The organism is Floridaenema fluviatile BLCC-F154 (genome assembly GCF_041929135.1).
Taxonomy (GTDB): domain Bacteria; phylum Cyanobacteriota; class Cyanobacteriia; order Cyanobacteriales; family Aerosakkonemataceae; genus Floridanema; species Floridanema fluviatile.
In genome coordinates, this window is sequence record NZ_JBHFNS010000019.1 from 1 (window position 1) to 22,401 (window position 22,401).

Sequence of the window (22,401 nt, forward strand, 5' to 3'; positions counted from 1 at the left end):
ATTATCCTTTAACCGTCAGTTCGACGGGGTTAGCCTGTGGAGAATCTAATCAACTTAATGGCGCTGCTATTAAGGATTCTACGAAGCAGGAAGCAAACATCAGTCTACTTAGGTAGATTTGAGTAGGTTTTGCAGAACGGAAGTCGATTTGGTCTTTGTGGTGCAAACGGAAATGGGCGATCGCCATTTTCGCTCGGATCAGTGGGAAGAACATTCTTCTTTAGTTGCCATTAGCAGTAAAGTAGAAGCTGAAGCTTTGCTAGAACAGGGACTATTACCCGGAGAACAAGAACCTTGTTCTTTAATGTTCTCCTCGCGGTTAGGGTTAGAATATTTAGTCCAATACCATTGGTGAATGACGATTGATTTTGTTATCGGCTAATCTTGCTGTCCAGACTCCTTTTTAGTAAATCTCACAAATAAATCATTTGCAAGTAGGAGATCGATCGTAATGAATCTAACAGGATATCAACTCAACAAACAATTGTACAATGGTTCGAGAACTATTGTGTATCGAGGTGAACGAGAATTTGATGGTTTACCAGTCGCCATTAAATTAATGAAAAATCCTCATCCAAATTTCAGTGAATTAGTTCAATTTCGCAATCAGTATACTATTGCCAAAAATTTGAATTCTCCCCGAATTGTCAAAACCTATAGTTTACAAACTTACCAAAATGGTTATGCCTTGGTAATGGAAGACTTTGGGGGAGTTTCTTTGTCTGATTATTTCCAAATTCGGGAAAAATTACCTGCCCAATTGCTGCCAGAATTTTTGTCGATCGCCATTTCCCTGTGCGAAGCCCTAGATCTGTTGTACCGAGAAAGGATTATTCATAAAGATATTAAACCCAGCAACATTCTGATTAATCCCCAAACCAAAGAAGTTAAATTAATTGACTTTAGTATTGCCTCCTTATTACCCAGAGAAACCCAAACCCTGTTAAACCCCAATCTACTCGAAGGAACATTAGCTTATATTTCCCCCGAACAAACTGGCAGAATGAATCGGGGAATTGATTACCGAACAGATTTTTATTCATTAGGTGTAACTTTTTACGAATTACTCACCGGAGAGTTACCCTTTCAATCAAACGATCCAATGGAGTTACTGCATTTTCATCTAGCTAAACTACCCAAATTAGTACATGAAATCAATCCAGAAATTCCGATCGTCATCTCAGAAATAGTAGCCAAATTGATGGCGAAAAATGCAGAATATCGCTATCAAAGTGCATTAGGATTGAAATGGGATCTAGAACGATGCTGGCAACAATTAAAAACAAAAGGTCAAATTGAAACCTTCCCGATCGCGCAACGGGATTTGTGCGATCGCTTCATCATCCCTGACAAACTCTATGGCAGAGAAACTGAAGTAGAAATCCTCCTTCAAGCATTCGATCGAGTCAGCCTTGGCGCAACAGAAATGATGCTGGTTGCTGGGTTTTCTGGGATTGGGAAAACTGCGGTTGTCAATGAGGTGCATAAACCAATTGTCAGACAGCGAGGATATTTTATCAAAGGCAAATTTGACCAATTTCAGCGCAATATTCCCTTTAGTGCTTTCGTACAAGCCTTTCGAGATTTAGTGGGACAATTATTAAGCGAAAGCGATGCCCAGATTCAGCAATGGAAACAACAAATTTTAGAGGTTTTGGGAGAAAACGCACGGGTAATTATTGAAGTAATTCCTGAATTAGAAAGTATTATTGGCCCGCAACCAGCAGTAGTAGAATTATCAGGAACGGCGGCGCAAAATCGCTTTAATTTATTATTTCAAAATTTTACCCAAGTCTTTACCAGAGTAGAACATCCCTTAGCGATATTTTTAGATGATTTGCAATGGGCAGATTTAGCTTCTCTGAACTTAATGCAGCTATTAATGGCTGATACGGGTTATCTTTTCATCATTGGTGCCTACCGCGATAACGAAGTTTATCCAGGTCATCCATTAATGTTAACTTTGAGTGACATTGCTAAATCACGATCGACAATTAATACGATTACTTTAGCACCGTTAAGTCAAGTACAAGTAAATAAATTAATTGCTGACACGCTCAAAACTTCAGAAGATGTAGCTGGTAATCTTTCGGTATTAATATATCAAAAAACTCAAGGCAATCCTTTTTTTACAACCCAGTTTCTCAAAGCATTGTATCAAGATAAACTGATTCAATTTGATTTTGAGTTAGGCTGTTGGCAATGCGACATCACGCAAATAAGAACTCAAGCAGTGACAGATGACGTTGTAGCTTTTATGAGTTCTCAATTACGCAAACTTCAGCCATCAACTCAACAGATTTTACAGCTAGCAGCTTGCATTGGTAACACTTTTGATTTAGCAACTTTGGCAATTGTTTCAGAACAATCTCAAATCGAAACAGCAAGCTGTTTATGGAAAGCATTACAAGAAGGATTTATTGTACCGATCGGTGATTTTTATAAGTTTTATGTCTGGCAGGAAACCACAAAAACTACATCAGAAAATCAAGAAACTATTATATATAAATTTTTACACGATCGCGTCCAACAAGCTGCCTATTCCCTAATTCCCGATCGCCAAAAACAGGCAACTCATTACCAAATTGGTCAACTACTCCTGCAACAAGTTTCAAAAGAAGCAAGAGTTGAACGCATTTTTGAAATAGTCAATCAATTAAATTATGGAACTTCTTTAATTAGCGAACAAACAGAACGAAATGAACTAGCACGACTTAACCTCACCGCCTGTCGCAAAGCTAGAACTGCCACCGCCTATCAAGCAGCGCGTGAATATGCCACAGTGGGACTGTCTTTGTTGGGAGAAAATGCTTGGCAACAGCAGTATGAAATGAGCCTCGCTTTTCATGAATTAGCGGCAGAAGTGGCAATGCTATGCGGTGACTTTGAAGCGATGGAAAAGTCGATCGATATTGTCATCGAACAGGCACATTCTTTACTAGAACAAGTCAATGTTTACCGCATTAGGATTCAAGGTAAAAATTGCCAGATCCAACTCAATGAAGTGCTGGCGATCGGCATTAATATCTTGCAACAGTTGGGCGCAAACATTACCGAATCACCCACACCCGAAGATATTCAACAATCAATTCAAGAAATTAACGAACTGATTGGCGATCGGCAAATTGCAGATTTTGTCTACCTTCCTGTGATGACAGATGCAAATAAAATCGCCATTATCCAAATTGCCAGCAGCATCATGGCAGCAGCTTACGCCTGTGGATCTCTGTTGTATCCATTACTAGCTACTTTGTTAGTCAAATTATCCCTGCGGCATGGCAATATATCTATTTCTGCTACTAACTATGCTTGTTACAGCTTAGTTCTCTGTAATATGCAGAATATAGATTTAGCTACAGAGTTTGGAAATTTGGCATTGAATGTGGCGGCAAAATTTGATGATAAAGCAAGTAAGATGGAAGTATTTTTCCTGCTGGGAGGTTATATCCTCCACCGCAAATCTCACCTCCAAGAAATGTTACCCCTCTTGCGTGAGAGTTATACCCTGGGGCTAGAAGTAGGAAACCCGGAATACGCTGGATATGCGATTCACTTATTCTATTTAATTTCTTCTTGGTGCGGTCAACCGCTTGCTAATTTGGAGGAAGATACACGCACTTACTACCATGCTTTACTGCAACTGAAGCAATTGGGAACAGCTAATTACTGTCTGATTTATTGGCAAGTGACTTCAAATTTACTAGGTTTGGCAGAGCATCCCACCATTTTGTCTCGATCGGCTTTCCAAGAAACAGAATTTCTCTCCCGGTTGCAGTCTGTCAACGATCTAAATGGATTATATATTTTCCACTCGCATAAGTTGATGCTTTGCTTTTTGTTTGGGGAAGTTGAGCTAGCTAACAACCATGCCTTTGAGTGCAGAAACTATTATGTGTCGGGTGCGGGAACAGTTGGCGAACCTGCGTTTTATTTCTATGATTCTTTGGTAGCTTTAGCACTATTGAGTCAACCTTCATCGGAAGTATCGACTCTATTAGAACGGGTGGCAGAAAACCAAACTAAGTTACAGCATTGGGCAGATTATGCGCCGATGAATCACCAGCATAAAGTCGATCTCGTAGAAGCCGAAAAAAGTCGAGTTTTAGGACAGAAATCCACAGCCATTGAGCTATACGACAAGGCAATTTTGGGAGCCAAAGAAAACGAATATATTCAAGAACAAGCTTTAGCAAATGAATTAGCCGCTAAATTTTATCTCAATTGGGATAAAGAAAAAATCGCTCAAATATATATGCAAGAAGCATACTATTGTTATGCCCGTTGGGGAGCAAAAGCCAAAGTTGCCGATTTAGAAAAACGCTATTCCCAATTACTCGCCCCTATATTACAGCAAAGCCGTTCCACCCTTTCTACTGACGAAACTATCTTCGCTATGGGAACCGTTACCTCTGCCAGTACCGCTACATCCAGTAGTAGTGCTTCTGTGGCTTTAGATTTAGCTGCCATTCTCAAAGCTTCCCAAACTATCTCCAGCGAAATCGAACTAGAAACACTCCTGTCATCGTTGCTGAGAATCGTCATTGAAAATGCGGGGGCTGATAAATGCGTGTTAATGCTGTGGCGAGACTCGCGCCTGCTAATTAAAGGCTCAATTACCCAGGGAACAAACCCAGTAGTATTGCAGAGGATTCCGGTTGAAGATAGTCAGGAAATTCCCCACAAGCTCATTTACAAAGTCAAGCACAACAAGCAGACTGTGGTGCTAGTGGATGCGACAGCAGAGCCAACTTTAGCTAACGATCCCTATATTATTCATCAGCAACCTAAGAGTATTTTGTGCAGCCCAATTTTACTCCAAGGGAAGTTGATGGGCATTTTATATCTCGAAAATAATTTAACGACGGGTGCATTTACAAAAGATCGGGTAGAAATCCTGAATCTACTTTGCACCCAAGCCGCCATCTCATTAGAGAATGCCCAACTTTATCAAAAATCCCAACAAGCATTACAAGACTTGCAACAAGCTCAATTACAGATCGTACAAAGCGAGAAAATGTCTACTTTGGGTAACTTAGTTGCTGGTGTCGCTCACGAAATGAATAATCCTTTGGGGTTTATTTCTGCGAGTCTGCAAGAAGCTAAACCCACCTTCATAGATATTATCGAACACTTAAAACTCTATCAAGAAACTTTTCCCGATCGAACTGATAAAATTATAGATCATGCTGAAGAAATTGATTTGGAATATAGCTTAGAAGACTTGCCCAAAATGCTAGATTCTATGTCTATAGCCTGCGACAAACTAAAAAATTTCAGCACCAGTTTACGCACTTTCTCGCGTGCCGATCGAGATGAAAAAGTGCCATTTAATATTCACGCTGGTATCGATAGTACCATTCTCATTCTCAAACATCGCTTGAAAGCCAACGAACAACGTCCAGCGATTGAAGTAATAACTAATTACGGTGATTTACCTGACATTGAATGCTTTCCCGGTCAATTAAATCAGGTATTTATGAATATTATTGCTAATGCGATCGATGCAATAGAGGAATCAAATATGGGACGAACTTTTGCACAGATCAAGGCAAGTCCCAATCAAATTAGCATTCAAACATCCTTAGTAGATAACCAGGTAGAAATTCGGATTGCTGATAATGGTCAAGGGATAACATCGGCAGTCAAAGCCAAAATATTTGACCATTTATTTACGACCAAAGCTGTCGGCAAAGGTACGGGGCTAGGGTTAGCGATCGCTCGTCAAATCGTCGTCGAAAAACATCAGGGGACGATCGAAGTCCAGTCAACAGTTGGTCGCCAAACCGAGTTCTGCATCCGACTGCCAATCTCACCATCATAAAGGTGACTAAGCGATACGCGCTACGCGCAGGCTACGCCAACGCTAGTTTATTACTTTATTTCCCGATCGGGAGGTTTAATCTTGAAATCTTTATCTGATAAAGCCTAATTATATTAATTGTTATTAATGGATTTTATTATCCTCAATGAACTGACTTAGGATTAAACTGAGAGGTCGCTTTCTAACTCTAAGCACATCCTTGGCTCAAGGAGGCATTTAAAATGAAAAGTTTACAACCCCTCTTTGTATTCCTGAGCATGATTCTTCTGTTCCCACTATTGTTTGGTTTAGCTTATTTACTGTGGAATGTGAACCATGCTGTTGCTTTGATAGTTTTATTCATTGGTCTGTCTGCCGATCTTTTGGGAGGATTTGAGCTTCTCGATCGCACGCTGAGTCATCTCTAAATATTGTTTCAATTCCTGACACTTCAACTTTGACTCTATGCAAAAGGAGAATAAGGATATGAATCTGAAGCATCAATATTTAGGTATTGTAGAGGTTGGGAGATTCAAGCTTCTAATGCCAGATTCTATGGCAGGCAGCTACCGTCGGCTCACTACAATGAGGATGCCAGAAGCCCAACCCCCAGAACTAGATGAAATTCATTTGAATGAATATGAGGGGCAAGTTGTCCTGGTCGATGGTTATGCAGATGAGGTTTGGATCTGGTCGGCTAAAGTGGTTGAGGTTGCCGGATCTATTCTGACTATTCTAGTTAAGCAAATGCTTGAGAACACCAAGTCAGAATTGACACTCTCGCGTCAAGCTGGCGCTGTGACGGGAGATTCTTGTTTCTCAGAAACACGCTTTTTGGTACAAGTACCACCGAGTCTTACTGCTTCTCCACAAGCTTGAAATTCCGTTTGCCCAACGGTATTTGCTGACAGTCATATTGTAGGGTGCGTCAGATTTAGATATTTTCCGTTCTACATAGGCTTTACCGTCTGACGCACCCTACTCGTTAATAAGTGATTTAAATGCGTAACAGCTTATACAGGCAAAAACTCTATTAATCAGAATCCGGGAGAACGCACCAAGCAAGCCGGATATTCTCCCAAATTAGGTAACTCTGGTCGATCGCTTTTTCCTCAGCCAGAAAGTACTAAAAGCTCCAAATGCTAAAAGTCCTAAGATAGATGAAGGTTCTGGCACTCTTTCTGGATCGCCATCATCGTCTCCATCGTCAATATCTGGAGGACGAACTGTGCCGAAAGTGCCGCCTTTAATGAATATCGCGGAATCATAAATGCCATCGCTGATATCTTGAACATTGATAACTAGCGTGTTTCTACGATTTTTCAGCAGCGGCGCTTCAAAAAGCAAAGGTTTGGTGTAACCATCCATTCTAGTTATTGCACTAGCAGGGCCAGTTCCCGCTCGGTTGTTGATAAAATCAGGATGAAATGGGCCCAAAGGTGTAGTAGCGATGTTGTTAATAGTGACGGTTTTACCATCGCTCAATTTGGCTCGGTTGATACCATTTAACGCTAGGCTAAAAGAATCGTTGAATGAACTGCCACCAAATTCGACAAACTCTTCCGAACCAAAAACATATTGAAAGTACAAATTGTCAGCAGAACTGTTATCAAAACTGACTTGCATACTGATCGAATCACCTATCGATCCAGGTAAGCCGAAATCTGTACTTAAATCTTGACCGGAGCGATCGATCTGATTCACTCCCGCCAAATCTACCACTTTTCCGGTACTCATTGCCACAGCTGAACCTAAATTAAAAGGATCGTCTGTGAAAGTGCCATAAGCTCTCCCATCACCTACAAGATTAATACTAAAATTGCTCAGTCCAGTGGTATCACCAAGTAAATTAGTCAGTAATTGACTAAAATTGTTGTTCTGAGTAATAGTGAAAGCCAACACTTTTCCCTGATGCCAACTACAAACGGCAGTGGAAATAAGTGCGATCGAAGTTAAAACATGACCAAAAAATTTCATTGTTAAATCCCTCTTCAAAAAATGTCACAATTGCCTTGAATCAGTTTGATTTTTCACCGATTCAAGGCTAAAAATCAACCGATAATTACACAAGGATCGCCAACTAACTCGAAATAAGCTTCGGTCAAACTCAAGTTAGTTTCTCCTTGAATAATGGCAATTAAATCAGGAAATTCGGGATCTGATCCAGCAAAAAGAGCAGTGCCACTGGGGAAACCGCTAGGAGAAGAACCCAGCGAATATTGAGTATAACAATTAGTCAAATTTCGCAATTGAATTACATCTCCTTCAGTGGGGTTAAAATCAGTAATCAACGCATAATCACCGTAACCAGCGTTAGCGTAATAAATGTTTCGGTTGCCATCTCCCAGGACAAATGTATCTGCGCCTAAACCTCCACTAAGCGTGTCCATATCTTCGGGATAATCGGGGGGATTATTGGTGCCTAATTCACCGCCATAATTGACGTTATTAGTACCTCTGAGAATATCGTCTCCTGCTTCACCTTGCAGCAAATCATTACCGCGATTCCCAATTAAATCGTCGTTACCAACACCGCCATTTACAGTGTCATTTCCATCGCCAACTTCTAACAAGTCATCTTTGATTGTGCCTGTTACTTGATACCGCTCGAAATTGCTAAAATCGACGAAATCTAAATATGCAGATTCCAGATTGTTTGGATCGATCGTTCGCCAAGCAGTTCCCTTTTGTGCTTGAGGAGATACAAACATCAACATTTCACTGCCTGTATCTTTCACTGAATAATCCAAAATTAACAAGTCATTTTCAGGGATAAAAATTGGCTCGATTCCAGGTAAGAAACTTCCACCAACTCCACCATCAACGGTGTCAAAACCTAAACCTGGATTAACAGTATCAGTACCAGAATTGGTACTAAAATTGTTGTCAACTCGATCGAGTTGAGTAAGTTCATCGTCTCCGCTGCCAGTTTGAATGTTTTGGAAAACTTCAAATTGAGTAATGTAAGTACCATCAGCAAGGGACAAAACTTGATCGGGGTTTTCTTTGGTAATGTCGGTACTAATCAGAGTAATATCGTCATTTTTATCTGACAAGTCATCAGATAAAGTATCAATCCCATCATCACCATTTAGCAAGTCAATTCCACCGCCGCCATTGACAGAATCATTCCCAGCACCAACTAACAAAGCATCGCTATTTTTCCCACCGACAATTCGATCGTCTTGAATTGTTCCGGTGACGAAAAGGCGATCGATATTACTAAAAGAAACCGCATCTTGAATACTGCTACCATCACTGGTATTTCGAGAAATGAAACCGGAATTACTGGTAGTATTTTCAAATCCGCCTTTAATTCCTGTACCAAAATCGTTGAAACTGTAATCTAAAGTTAAACGATCGGTACCAAACACACCATTAACAACATCAGTTTCACCGTTACTCAATCCCGGATTAATATCATTATTGCCAAAATTGCCGATCAAAGTATCGCCGAAACTGGAACCAATTAAGTTTTCAATTTCCGAGAAAGTATCACCTTCGGCATCTGCATGAGAACCTTTACCTGATAATAAATTCGCCACAACATAATCGTTAGAATCTTGATAACTGGCAGTATCGCCTCCGCCTTTGACACCGAATCGCACTTGTAAAATAGCAATATCTGCACTTAACAAATCGCTGTTTTTACCACCATCAAGAGTATCTGCACCTGCGCCACCAATTAACAGATCGTCTCCTGCAAGTGCGGAAATGTTGTCATCGCCAGCTAAACCTCTGATAATGTTATTTTGGCGATCGCCTGTCAAATTATCAGCAAAAATCGACCCTTCTAAATTCTCAAAAGAACTATCTGCTGTCGGATTTCCTTTGTTATCTTTCGCAAATACCAGATCGTCTCCTTGAGCATAACCACCAGAACCATTTCCAGTGGTCAAATCAACATTAACTCCCGCATTTGAAGGACTGTAAGAAACCCAATCAATACCCTTATTACCATCTAAAATTTGTGCATTTGGTGCGGCAACAATCAAGTCATTTCCTAAAAGTCCATCAACATTAACGCTGGTATTTCCTGCCACCAAAACATCGTCATAAACCGATCCTTGGACATTTTCCACATTAAATATTTGGTCGCCTTCTGCCTCGCCACCAATGCCACCATTGGCAATCAAACCAACAGGTAAACCATCAATAGGCGAAGTCAGAAAAACATCTTCTGCGGAAAGATTAACATAAACAGGAGCATTAGAAGCGATGTAAGTTGTGGTATCTGTGCCTGCCATGCCATCCATAAAATCAGCACCAGCACCACCCAACATTACATCATCTCCGGTATCGCCATTGAGTCGATCGTCTCCCGCACCTGCATCTAAAACACTCCCGGATTTGTGAGCGATTAAAACATCGTTAAAACCCGATCCTTCAACATTGTAAATGTTAATTAGTTTGTCTGTAGTGCCAAAACCATCATTAGCAATACCTGTTGCTAAATTAACAGTTACACCTGCTGGAGAATCGCTATAAACTGCTGTATTATTTCCCCCTGCACCGTCGAGAGTATCGTTACCTGCACCACCATTAAGAAAGTCGTATCCTTTTCCAGCAATGATTAAATCATCCCCTGTATCGCCATCTAATTGACCGCTAGCAACAATGTCAACAAATTTAATTTCGTCGTTACCATCGCTGCCATTAATGATAATCAGTTTGACATCTTCATAAGCTTTCGGTTCGGGATCTAAACCAGACAAAATAACTTCTCCATCGATTTTGTCCTCACCATCTTCGGTGTGAGTAACGGTAATAGTATCGCCGTTGTTTGTGCCTTTGCGATCGATAATTCCTTGTCCTGCCAACAACGCTTGCATTTGCGGATCTGGTTCGGGATCTTCCACATCAAAATGAGAAGCTAATGACCCTTCACAACCACCTGTATTAACTGTAAAATCAATCAAGTTAATATCAGCTAAATCGAACCTTTTAGTAAAACTAAAAAATCCAAAATCCAGAGACATCGAAGCAAAAATAATTGCCGATAAAGCACCCGATGGCTCAAATAAACACAGCGGACTAGTGCTGGCAATTGTGCTTCCTCTAACTTTATATTGTTCTGGTGGTGATAAACCGGGATCTGGATTAGTTACATTTAAACCAACCGTTAAATTAATTCCGCCTCCAGCGGCAAGATCTGCAATTCCGATACTAACAGCTGCTGCGGCAGTTATTTCCCCGAATAGAGATAGATTATTCCCCATATCAGGTCTACTAACAAAAAATCCATCAAAGATTTGTTCGGGATTGTTAAAACCATCCGCTCTAAAATCGTTTAATCCCTTGGTGTCGAAACCAAATTTTAACTGTGCTCCTGCGCCTGCACTACCGCCAAATTGTAAGACGATCGGACCAAAAACCGGAATATCAGGTAAATCGATCTCAAAGTCAAAACCTAACTTGGGAGTTTCGTAGGTAAACAACTCAACATTACTATTTCCCAACAACAGTTTAAGTGCTGCTGTAGCATCATCTAAAATGGGAAATTCCAAATCATCGGCAAGTCCATTTTCTGAGTTTTCAATTGCATTAAAAAATGGTGCTAAATTTCCATAAGATTCGGGTGCAGTATCTAAAGCTGAAAAGCTGGGAACTGGATTTGGTTCTACATTGCTAACGGAAGTTTCTCTAACATCTGTTCCGCTGAGATTGAAATCCCCAAGATTAATTTTTACCTCATCTGGATCGGTGGGAATTTCGTTAATTAAATCCACAACTTCTGCCAGTTGACCAATAAATTTCACCGTGTCAGGATCGATCGTGCCGCTGCCAAGTTCAGCTAAAAGAGTTGCTAAATCAAGTAGGGAACTACCAACGATCGGAAGGGGTTTATTTAATGTATTGATAATCGGATCGAAAGGTTGGGTGACAGTTTGAATGTCTTCGATAATATTTCCGGCAAAATTCTTGACAAATGACCCTAAATCAAGTTCTACTTGGTTAAATTGAATGCTAGGGGCAGGGGTTGCAGAATTAGTGCTATCGTATTGCCATCCTAATAAGTTGAAATCGGAAGAAATCGAAGGTAAGACTCCGTTATCAGAAAGTCCGCTATTGAGTTTGAATTTTAAATCGGCGTTGGCGGTTAATTTGGGATCGATTTCAATGCTGCTGAGGTTGGATAATTTAACGCGATCGCTAGCATCTGCCAAATCGCTGGTAAAATCAGCGGAAAAATTACTAGTTAAATTGCTACCATTGTCTGTTGCTTTCAGTTTTAAAAAGCCAAATGTTCCGTCAAATTCTAGCGGTTCATCGCTGCTATCAACTAATTTAGCATTGAGTCCAGCGGTAAATTCTCCGGTTGTTCCCGTATCAATAAAAAAAGCATCGCTTCCAGTGGTATTGTCAACCCCAAAACCGACATTTAAGCCAAAGTTTAATTCAGGAGTAATACCACCATTGAGGTTAAATCCTAAATTTGGTAAACCCAAGTTTTCGGAAAAGTTCAGATTGGGATTAAAAGTTTTACCAATTTTGAAATTGAAGGCAATGCTGTTTTCATCAGTTGGAGTTTGGATATCGTCTTGCTGAATTCGATCGTCATCATTGGAGTCAAGCAGTAATCCCAATCCTCCTAGATCTGTGGGGCCTAAAGCTTCAAACAAAGCTTTTTGAATAGAGGTAACGGTTTTTTCCGTTTCTTGATTTAACTCATCAATAATTTTCTGTTCGACGGTATTGGTAATAAATTGATCTACGTAAGTTTGCAAGCCCAAATCGCCCAAAACTGGCAAGTTGTTTAAAGTTTGGGTGTTAAGTAATGATTTGATGCTATTTAGTAAAGGTTGAATTGAATCAGTGATTAAGGTTAAATTATCTTCTGGGTCAGTTGCGGCTTCAGCTGAAATTGTTTGCCCGTCAACTGTAATGGTAATGCGATCGCTTTCGTTTTTCAGTCGTTCCAGTTTCCCTGCGTCCAAGGTTTCATTTTGTACCAGTGCGGCAAAAATTGCTCCTTCATCTCCTGGGGTATCGATTTGATTGATTCGAGAATCGACAAAGTGACCGATTTCTTCTAATAAAATGCGGGTAATTCTCTGATGATTACTTAAATATCTGTCAGACAAATAGATAGTGTTTGTCTGTTGGGAAAAAGCCCCGCTAGCGTTGTTAAGCTCTGTCGCAGGGAGGATGTCAATCTTTGGTAAATCGGTAAAATAACCTGTTGCCCATTGCTGGGAAAGTGGTTCTAATTCTGCGGCGTTGAAGTCGTCACCAAATGCGATCGCAACGTTTGTTTCAAAATCATCGTCTGTCGCAAATTCTGCCAAAAAATTGCTGACAGTCTGAACAGAAAAATCATTGATTAAATCGAGTTTAGACATGGCTATACTCTCGCAGTATTAAAGAATATTTTGCTGAAACTTACTCTTTTTGTTGAGTTACTCAGGCAACACAAGTCAACTTATTGATGACATATTTTGAATAGGTAGATGCGCGTTTCCTGTAGCCTTCGCTTAAGCTACTACCCGACAATCTTTTTGCTTAGTTTGCTTACTTGGCAAGAAACTACTAGTAACTAATACCTGTTGACTAGCCGATCGATAAAAGCTGTGTTCAAACGAAAATTTTAACTGGAACACATTACAAAGTAATGCGTTGTTTTTTAGTGTGTCTTTTTTTAAATATTAATAGTAACTTGCTTGAAATTAAATGTTTAGATACAAAATTTTTACAAAAATTAGTCATTTTCATTTTGTGGACGATCCTAGTCGTTATCCTTGTTCTCACAGCAAGAATTCAGCATCTAGCTAAGGATGGATTTATAAAAAAGTATAAAAAGATGAAGTTGACTGGTAAGGTTTCATTCAGTTTGGTATTGGTTATGTTAAGCTTTAGGCTAATAAATTTTATCTCAAAAACTTTATGAATAGAAATTTAGCTAGAATTACTAAATTTGTAGGTTTAGGGTTAGTAGCCTTACTAATCGCCATTTTCTTCCCGCAAGTTCGCAGTTTATGGCAAGTAACATATATGGCTTTAGGGGCAACCTGGAAATTAATAATTGATATACTAGCTATCAGTTTAATAGCCTTTATATTTGCAGGTTTATTAATTCCCTTTGAGACATTAGGTTGGTGGGCGGGATGGTATGCAGAGGGAATAAATACTAATCTTCATCCCGGAGAATTAGTTAGAAATGTACCCCCAAATATGCTAGCTTCTCGCTATGTAATTTATCTTGATGGCATTGCCCAAGCGAAATTTGAGTACCTTCCAGAGGCAGCTGATTTTGTTGAATCACTGGAAAAAGTTTTGCCAGAGGATATTTTAATAATTCAAGGACTAATGCCCTATTCTCCAATCAATGAACCTCTGACAGAACATAAAATTCTGTCATTTTTTTGGCGAATAATTGATGACTTACAAGTATCAAACTCTGCGGGAATTATTGGTTTTTTAATGAGTTTAATAGTTCAATTACGGAATCTGATTGTAGTGGCGATTTCCGCCGACCAACGCTACGGCCCTATTTACAATCAGGGAACCGCCCAAGTGATGTATAACAGCCTAATTAATCATGGTTATCAACCGGATAGTGGTGTACCAATTACATTAGTTGGATATAGTGGTGGTGGACAAATTGCGCTGGCAGCAGCACCTTATTTAAAAAGAGCATTAAAAGCCCCTATTGAGATAATTTCTATTTCGGGTGTCTTTAGTGGTAATAATGATATTTTAGCATTGGAACATTTTTATCATTTTGTTGGTGACAAAGATTTAGCAGAAAGATTAGGGGCAATTGTCTTTCCCAAAAGGTGGAAAATTGCTTTTTTATCCTGTTGGAATCGAGCGAAAAAATATGGTAAATTAACTATTACTTCTTTAGGGCCAGTAGGTCATAATGGTTCTGGGGGGCCATTAGATCGGCACACTCATTTACCTGATGGTCGCAGTTATTTCCAACAAACTTTAGATTATGTTTCGGGAATTATTTTAGGCAACTCATCTTTAATAAAAGAAAATTTTACTCGTGAAACGAGTAATTACGAACTTTATCAAGAAGCTGACTTTAATCGACCTAGTTTTTATCCGATAAATCAAGGAGTAAATCCTGTGATTTATCGTCCGATCGCTAATTGGATGGGTCGATTAATTTTACCAACTCCCGAACAAAGGAAAGAGGTAAAAGGTGTTTTGTTGGAAGTTTATCATGCTGATGCTAATTATCAAAATTTAGTTGGGCAAGTTGTGAATTTGCGTTGGAGTAAAGATCCGATCGTCCAATCATCAGTTCGTTCTGCCAAAAAAGATGTGTATTTCAGCGAAGATGCCAAATATAGTCAAAGACAAGGGGCGATTCATCCCGATCGCTTAAATGGTTGGCGACAAGTAGATCCTTTAGAATCTTTAGCAGGTTCTCGACCAAATGATGATGTAATTGTCAAGTTATCTGAACCAGTAGAAGTGGAGTTTTTAGTAGGAGAAAATCGCCCAAGTTTGGTGATTTCTCAAGAACCGATCCAAATTACGGGACGCTTTTATGGATTAGTGAGAATTTTACAACCAGTAACTAACTATGGAGAAACCAAAGATTACTTTCTAGTAGTGCATTTTAATCAAAAATCTCACCAATTTGATGGAATTCAAGAAGTTATCAGAATTCCTCAAGTTGTTGCTGATGTAAATGGAATTTTCCCCTCGAAAAATCAGAATTTACACAAGTCCAAACTGAATGTTACAGGTTGGTATATTTATGGTGCGTTAGATAATTCTGGCGTGTTTGTTGTGCAAGCGATCGCACCCCTAGCTTTATTAAGATTGCAACCACATCAAGTAATTTATGGAAAATCTGACAGTTGGGATTATATTAAACATAAATCTTGGCAAGTTAAAGGAAAAAAAAGTACAATTCAATCCGTATTATTAATTCCTCAATCCCCAGTTCCTAGTATCCAATGGCAAGAAGGCGATCGGGCTTTAGTATTGCACGTTTACGGAGGAATTGGGGGCAAAAAACGCGAACCCGCTGCTAAAACTCCGATTTTCTTCGGACATTTTGCTTATGGAATTGCAGAAGTAATTAGAGAACCTTTAGCGAATGAATTGATTTTTGATATTGTTTATTATCAAGTTTATACTCATAACCCAGATGGAATTATTGCGGGCAAAATAGCTTGGAATCGGTTTATTGGCGATCGACAATTTGGTTGGTTAGGGAATCGCCCCATAGCAGACACACTGATTAAATTTGACTCTGTTACCAACGATTTTGATCTTAAAGGCACAAAAATTTCTGCCCTGGATCTTTTAACATATCAATTAGAAATAATGGTGGCACGTTATCGAATTGGCGATGGTACAGGCGGCACATATATTGGCCCTGCACACAACTGCACTCAAGATTCCAATCAAGCACTTTATGCCACAATTAAAATGACGCTAGACGCGATTAAATCTCGTCCCCAACTGTTAGAATGGTTGCAAGACGATCCGGGAGAACCAGAACAATTAAAGCAATTAATTAAACTAGGTAAATCTATTAAAAGAAAACTTTTGCCTTTTGGTAGTGCCCGTGCTGATTGGGAAAATAACCAAACTAATTTAGGAATTAGTCCCGAACAGGATTTGTTAGAAAGATTACTGACAGGATTAGTAAGTTGGCGGACACTTTTACCCAGGCTTACTGGCGAAACAGTTATAAAAATATTCCTCAAACAGGGAGCAACTATTTGGGTATTACGTGCCAATCAAATAGGTGCAGAACCTAATATTGAGCCGATCGCACCCACACCTATAGGTTGGTAGTAAAAAAGTTTGGTTAATTATTTTTACCCGTGGTAGAATTGTTCAGCTAAACAAGTTAAAATTTTCCTGCCTTACTTTGGGATAGGTTAACTACAAATGCTGAAATTACTGGAGTCAAATTCTCCCCCCCCAAGTGTGCAGCGCATTGCTAAAGAAATGCGGATAATTGGCTGGACTGGGTTTTGGTTACAATTGTTTTTTGGGTTTATTCCGGTTGCTTTCGCCGTATTTTTTCTGTTTATTCCCCGAAATACGACTAAGTTAGGTGGTACTGGAAGTATAGCTTTCTTTTTTGGTTACGCTTCATTAATTGCTCTAGTTTTCACTATCTATTGGTGTTATCGTTATACCAGAATTGGACAAAAATTAACAAATCCTGACTTACGTCCTTCTCGATTTGAAGTGAGTCGCACTTTGTCAATTGGCTTACTGGTGAATTTAGCCGGAATGATTTTTGCGGTAATTGTGGCAATGTACCAAGTAAATAATTTGTTGGTTAAGTTACTATCTTTACCTCAAGGATCGACTACCATATTGAATCCTGCTCAGGGCGGATCTGTGGTGGCAAGAGTACCAATTACACCGTTACAAATGATGGGATTGCAAGCAGTAATTAGTGCGATCGCAGCTGAAATAATTGGCTTAATTGTCGCCCTTTGGCTACTACATCGAATCAACCAACGCCCAGCTATGGAAGTTAAGGAAAACTACTACGATGAATGAACCACCTAACACTAGTATTTGGCAACAACTCACTAACTCATCGCGAGTTCGTTCTTTATTGATGTTTTTGCTACTGTTTATTTGTGGCTGGGCATTTGTACAGTTAATCACTTACTTTAGTACGCTGATTTTTGTGTTTACTACAGCCTCAATTGCCGCAGCTTTACTTAATTATCCAGTTAATTGGCTATCTCGATTAATTCCCCGAAAATTAGCAGTATTAGTAGTTTTTCTCGCTAGTTTGTTACTGTTAACAACTTTTGTAGTCACTCTCGGTTTAGAAATTTTAAATCAGGGACAAGGATTGGTAGAAAAAATTAAAGAATTTATTGACACTGCTGAACCTACTATCCCACCCTTAAGAAATTTGAGATTAGAAGAAAATATTGACAGAATTTTGCAAACTCTCCAGACAGGTTTAGTTACTGGCTTAGGTTTTTTACAATCTTTATTTTCCAATTTTCTGCTGTTTATCCTGATTGCTGTCATTTGTTTATATATGTTATTTGATGGCAGTAAAATTTGGCACGGGGTTTTAAAATTAGTACCTTTGGATGTGCGCGATCGCTTTGCCTACAAAACTCAAAAAAGCTTCTTAGGTTTCTTTCGCGCCCAACTAACCTTAATGGCATTCCTCACCCTTGCTAGTTTATTAATCTTCGGTATTTTAGGAACTAGATATTCCTTAATCTTGTCCCTAGTTATCGGAATTATGGACGCAATACCCGGAATTGGTGCAACTTTGGGAGTGCTTATCGTCACCACATTAGTCCTATCTTCCCAAGGCTTTTGGATGGCTGTAAAAGTTTTAGTAGCTTGTATAATCTTGCAACAAATTCAAGATAACTTTATCTCTCCCAAAATTATGAAAGATTCCCTAGATTTACATCCAGTATTGTTATTTTTTGCCATATTTGTCGGCGAAAGAGTTGCTGGAGTCTTAGGAATTTTTCTCTCAATTCCCATTGCTGCCATGATTGCAACTTGGACTGATGAAACAGATTTTGTTGAACCAAAATTAGAATCGGTATTAGAAACGAAATTAGAAAAAGATTAAAGTCACTTTAATCACTGACTCCCAGCCGTTTGTTATTTATGCTGCTTTTTTCACATTCATCCCGGACTCGATTTGCTCTTGATATTTTCGGGAATACTTGGTTTCATACATAGCCATATCAGCAGCTTCGAGGATTTGTTCGGGAGTTTCGTATTGCGAACATTCAGAGATAATACCAATACTAAAGGAGACAAAAATTTGCTTTTCTTTTACAGTGATAGGAAGGGAAAAAGTGTGCCAAATTCGTTCGGAAATTAGGCTAATGGTATCAAAATTACCCAGGTTAGAGACTAAAATCACAAATTCGTCGCCACCTAACCTGGCAACTAAATCTTCTTGGCGAACTAGCGATTTTAAGCGTTGAGAAATAGCAATCAGTAATTCATCCCCTGCTTGATGACCTAAAGAATCGTTGACAGCTTTAAAGCGATCGCAATCCAAATAAAATACAGCAAAGTTATAATTATAATTGGCTTTCTGCTGTTCTATAGCTTGCCTAAGTCGCTGGCTTAACAATTCTCGATTAGCTAACTTAGTCAGAGAATCATGAAAAGCCATTTCTGTCAGTTGAGCATTAGCAATTTCTAAACATTGGGTACGTTGTTTAACTGTCTCGTCTAACTGAGTAATTAGATGAATAATTTTTTCCTTAGCAGCAATAATTGTTAACTGATGTTGCACTCTTGCCCGCACTTCTTCTATATAAAATGGCTTAGTAATATAATCTGCACAACCCATATTAAAAGCTTGCTCTTTATACTCCAGATTGCTGGCAGCACTCAAAAAAATAATCGGAATATGAGCAGTTTTCGGATTAGATCTCACTTTTTCAAAAACTTCAAAACCATTTATTCCCGGCATTTTTATATCTAACAAAATTAAGGTTGGTGGCTCATTTTCGATCGCTTGCAAAGCCAGTGCGCCATTAATTGCTTTTCGAGTTAAATAACCAGTTGTAGTTAATATATCTGCCAGCAAGCGGATATTTTCTAGCCGATCGTCAACAATCATAATATATGGGATATATGGTCGAAAAGTTGCTGGTAAGTCATAGTCTAACTCGTGTTGAGTAATCATATATTTTTCTCCAATTGTTTCGAGTACTTTTAACTCCTATTCCTTGATTTTCATTAACACAGACTCAACTAATGACGGCTGTCTCGTTCTTGTGATAGAAAACCCTGATCTAAGGGGGGGATAGGAGATTAGGAACTGAGTAACTATAAGTGCTGATTGTCAAAATTTTGAAAATTAATCAGCTTTACTTATCAGTATAAAGGAAAATCTCGCTCGTCTCCCTATTAGCATTAATAAAAGCAAAAGTTTCTAAACTTAAGATTGTTTTCACAATATTAACTGTAACATCTCCTACAAGTGATTAAAATAGATTTGGGAAATTTAAGTCGGTAACTTAAAAGCTAAATACAGAAATTTATTTTGAGGCAAAATCGTGTTGTGTAAAATAGTTCACAGGGAAACCAAATAACAAAAAGGTTCTTTTATTCTTGTGTGTTCTCCAGAAGATATCTCTGAACAGTCTTTATCTCCGAAACGTAGAAGAGGTGTTATCCTAAGTACTCAGGGATGGCAGCGTCTACAAGCAGCAGAATATTTATCAGCAATAAGAAAAAATCGTGGTAATGCTTACAGTTTAGAACAATTAAGCGATCTGACAGGTATTAGTGCCAAAACTTTAACTAAAGTGCGCCGTCGGCAAAATCCTGTAGATCAACTAACATTAACGGAATACTTTAAAGCTTTTGAACTTTCTTTAGAAGAAGACGACTATATTAGCCAAGAATCAGAGGAAGAAAGCTCCCAATCAACTTTTTCTACCTTGCTGCAAAAACCTTTGAAAGGACAACTAGCGTTAAACTCTCCATTTTATATTTATCGCCCTCCCGCTGATAAATTCTTGCTAAGAGAAATTATGCAACCAGGGAGTTTAATTCGGATTCGCGCCCCCCGACAATTTGGCAAAACTTCTCTAATTGCTAAAGCAGTAAGTCACGCCGAAGAAAGTGGCTTTCGCACAGCGGTAGTAAGTTTACAATTAGCAGATAACAAAGTTTTAGAAAATTTAAATCTATTCCTTCAGTGGTTGTGTGTTATGGTAAGTCGCAGTTTGGGCTTACCGAACAACTTAGAAGAATATTGGAATCAGATTTTTGGTAGTATCTATAGTTGTAATGATTATTTTGAAAGCTATTTGTTAGTTGGTGGGGAAACTCCTTTACTTTTAGTATTAGATGAAGTAAACTTGCTGTTTGATTATCCGAAAACAGCCGCTAGTTTTTTCGGAATGTTACGGGCTTGGCATGAGCGATCGCGACACAATAACCACAGTCATCAATTATGGCAAAAACTCCGGTTAATAATTGTTTACTCTACAGAGGTATTTTTACCTTTAAATGTACATCAATCTCCCTTCAACATCGGGGTGTTAATTAGCTTACCTCCCTTTACTGAAGCACAAGTAAAAGAACTAGTAGTCCGTTACGGACTAGCACCAGCAGAACTTTATGCTCAAGAATTAGTTAAACTACTAGGTGGTAATCCCTACCTAACTCAACTAACACTCTTTTACTTAAGCCAACAAAACTTGACCCTAAAGCAAATAATGGAAACTATACTTACTCCTAAAAGTATTTTTGATCCTCATTTGCGCCAACTGCTAGGTTATTTAGAGAACTATCCAGAGTTAAAAGAAGCTATCCAAGAAATAGTTTCCCATCCTCATGGAATTGAACTACACCCAATCAAAGCTTTCAAACTCCAAGGATTAGGACTAATTAGTTTTAAAAACCAACTAGCAATTCCTAGCTGTTTATTATATCAAACCTATTTTAGTGAAGTTTTCAAATGATTGCCAGTTCTCATAATAATTATCAAGTTGGTGGTAGTCTACCTTTTAATGCGCCTACTTATGTTCAAAGACAGGCGGATGAAGTATTATTTGCCGGACTGTTACGGGGGGAATTTTGCTATATTTTTAATGCCCGACAGATGGGGAAATCTAGTCTGCGAGTGCAAACTACTTATCGCTTAGAAAAAACCGGAATTCGTTGTGGAATTATTGATATTACCACAATTGGCACTCAAGAAGTTTCCCCAGAACAATGGTATAGTTCAATTGTCGGACTTTTGGCTAAATCTTTTCAATTAAAGGTTAATTTAGTAAGTTGGTGGCAAGAACGTAGTCATCTTTCTTTTGTGAATCGTTTAAGCGATTTTTTGGATACAGTTTTATTAGCTCAAATAGGTGAACCGATCGTTATTTTTATTGATGAAATTGATAGCGTTCTCAGTTTAGATTTTTCCACTGATGACTTTTTTGCTTTAATTCGGGCTTGCTATAATAGCCGATCGGAAAAACCAGAATATCAGAGATTAACTTTTGCTTTGTTTGGGGTAGCTACTCCAACAGCTTTAATTTCTAATTCAACTCTCAGCCCATTTAATATTGGTAAAGCAATTGACTTACGGGGTTTTCAATTGTCCGAATCTACACCTTTGATTCCTGGGTTAGCGTCAACAATTTCTCAACCTCAAACGGTGTTAGAATCGATTCTCTACTGGACAGGAGGACAACCGTTTTTAACCCAAAAATTGTGTAAATTAGTAGTGGATAAAAGTAGGAGCTTGGATGAGGAAAAAGTAGGGAACTTGTCGCTAGAAAGTCCAAAGTTGATTAGTTATATTGTGGAAAATGAGATTATTAATAATTGGGAAGAGCAAGATGAACCGGAGCATTTAAAGACCATTCGCGATCGCCTCCTGTACAACGAACAAAAAGCCGCCAATTTACTGGGATTATACCAAAAAATTCTCCTATTTTCTGCTTCAGATAACGGCTCAGGAATTCCCGTTGATAATAGCCCGGAACAAAGCGAACTGATATTAACAGGATTAGTCGAAAAATGCTCTGGAGTTTGCCGCATCAAAAATCCGATTTATCAGCAGGTTTTTAACTTAGCCTGGATAAGCAAACAATTAGCAAATCTCTAGCTTGAGGTGCGTTACGTTATGACTAACGCACCCTACAAATCTAAAT

The 22,401-nt window shown here is 38.8% G+C and carries 11 protein-coding genes and 1 pseudogene; 8 read left to right on the top strand and 4 right to left on the bottom strand.

Annotation, left to right across the window (positions count from 1 at the left end):
* The first annotated feature begins 118 nt into the window (after positions 1 to 118).
* The 3 genes from ACE1B6_RS04160 (at position 119) to ACE1B6_RS04170 (ending at position 6,228) form a co-directional block, all read left to right on the top strand.
* The gene (locus ACE1B6_RS04160) at positions 119 to 355 is read left to right on the top strand and encodes a hypothetical protein (RefSeq protein WP_413255978.1); all 237 of its coding nucleotides are present in this window, start codon (positions 119 to 121) and stop codon (positions 353 to 355) included.
* A 96-nt stretch (positions 356 to 451) separates the two neighbouring features.
* A complete protein-coding gene (locus ACE1B6_RS04165) occupies positions 452 to 5,821 on the top strand; it encodes a trifunctional serine/threonine-protein kinase/ATP-binding protein/sensor histidine kinase (RefSeq protein WP_413255979.1) in 5,370 nt (1,789 codons plus the stop codon).
* A gap of 221 nt (positions 5,822 to 6,042) precedes the next feature.
* Complete coding sequence (locus ACE1B6_RS04170; RefSeq protein ID WP_413255980.1) at positions 6,043 to 6,228, top strand: hypothetical protein; 186 nt, start codon at positions 6,043 to 6,045, stop codon at positions 6,226 to 6,228.
* A 357-nt stretch (positions 6,229 to 6,585) separates the two neighbouring features.
* Here ACE1B6_RS04170 and ACE1B6_RS30035 read toward each other — a convergent pair.
* The 3 genes and pseudogenes from ACE1B6_RS30035 to ACE1B6_RS04185 all read right to left on the bottom strand — a co-directional run.
* A pseudogene (locus tag ACE1B6_RS30035) lies at positions 6,586 to 6,711 on the bottom strand (RNA-guided endonuclease TnpB family protein); the annotation flags it as partial.
* 172 nt (positions 6,712 to 6,883) lie between these two features.
* Positions 6,884 to 7,777, bottom strand: a complete 894-nt coding sequence (locus tag ACE1B6_RS04180) for a choice-of-anchor L domain-containing protein (RefSeq protein ID WP_413255982.1) — start codon at positions 7,775 to 7,777, stop codon at positions 6,884 to 6,886.
* Positions 7,778 to 7,851: 74 nt separating this feature from the next.
* The gene (locus tag ACE1B6_RS04185) at positions 7,852 to 13,143 is read right to left on the bottom strand and encodes a hypothetical protein (RefSeq protein WP_413255983.1); all 5,292 of its coding nucleotides are present in this window, start codon (positions 13,141 to 13,143) and stop codon (positions 7,852 to 7,854) included.
* A gap of 541 nt (positions 13,144 to 13,684) precedes the next feature.
* On the opposite strand from ACE1B6_RS04185, the gene ACE1B6_RS04190 reads away from it, so the two are divergent.
* The 3 genes from ACE1B6_RS04190 to ACE1B6_RS04200 all read left to right on the top strand — a co-directional run bounded on the left by ACE1B6_RS04190 (position 13,685) and on the right by ACE1B6_RS04200 (position 18,347).
* The gene (locus ACE1B6_RS04190; RefSeq protein ID WP_413255984.1) at positions 13,685 to 16,567 is read left to right on the top strand and encodes a CAAX protease; all 2,883 of its coding nucleotides are present in this window, start codon (positions 13,685 to 13,687) and stop codon (positions 16,565 to 16,567) included.
* Between the two features lie 96 nt (positions 16,568 to 16,663).
* Positions 16,664 to 17,290 (top strand): DUF3611 family protein, encoded by a 627-nt coding sequence (locus ACE1B6_RS04195; RefSeq protein ID WP_413255985.1) that lies wholly within the window; start codon positions 16,664 to 16,666, stop codon positions 17,288 to 17,290.
* Positions 17,283 to 18,347, top strand: a complete 1,065-nt coding sequence (locus ACE1B6_RS04200; RefSeq protein ID WP_413255986.1) for an AI-2E family transporter — start codon at positions 17,283 to 17,285, stop codon at positions 18,345 to 18,347. The genes ACE1B6_RS04195 and ACE1B6_RS04200 overlap by 8 nt, the downstream gene beginning before the upstream one ends.
* Before the next feature lie 36 nt (positions 18,348 to 18,383).
* On the opposite strand, the gene ACE1B6_RS04205 is transcribed toward ACE1B6_RS04200, so the two are convergent.
* Positions 18,384 to 19,424, bottom strand: a complete 1,041-nt coding sequence (locus tag ACE1B6_RS04205; protein ID WP_413255987.1) for a diguanylate cyclase domain-containing protein — start codon at positions 19,422 to 19,424, stop codon at positions 18,384 to 18,386.
* Positions 19,425 to 19,854: 430 nt separating this feature from the next.
* On the opposite strand from ACE1B6_RS04205, the gene ACE1B6_RS04210 reads away from it, so the two are divergent.
* Positions 19,855 to 21,213, top strand: coding sequence for an AAA-like domain-containing protein (locus ACE1B6_RS04210; RefSeq protein ID WP_413255988.1), 1,359 nt, complete (start codon positions 19,855 to 19,857; stop codon positions 21,211 to 21,213).
* Positions 21,210 to 22,355 (top strand): AAA-like domain-containing protein, encoded by a 1,146-nt coding sequence (locus ACE1B6_RS04215; RefSeq protein ID WP_413255989.1) that lies wholly within the window; start codon positions 21,210 to 21,212, stop codon positions 22,353 to 22,355. The genes ACE1B6_RS04210 and ACE1B6_RS04215 overlap by 4 nt, the downstream gene beginning before the upstream one ends.
* The last annotated feature ends 46 nt before the right edge of the window (positions 22,356 to 22,401 follow it).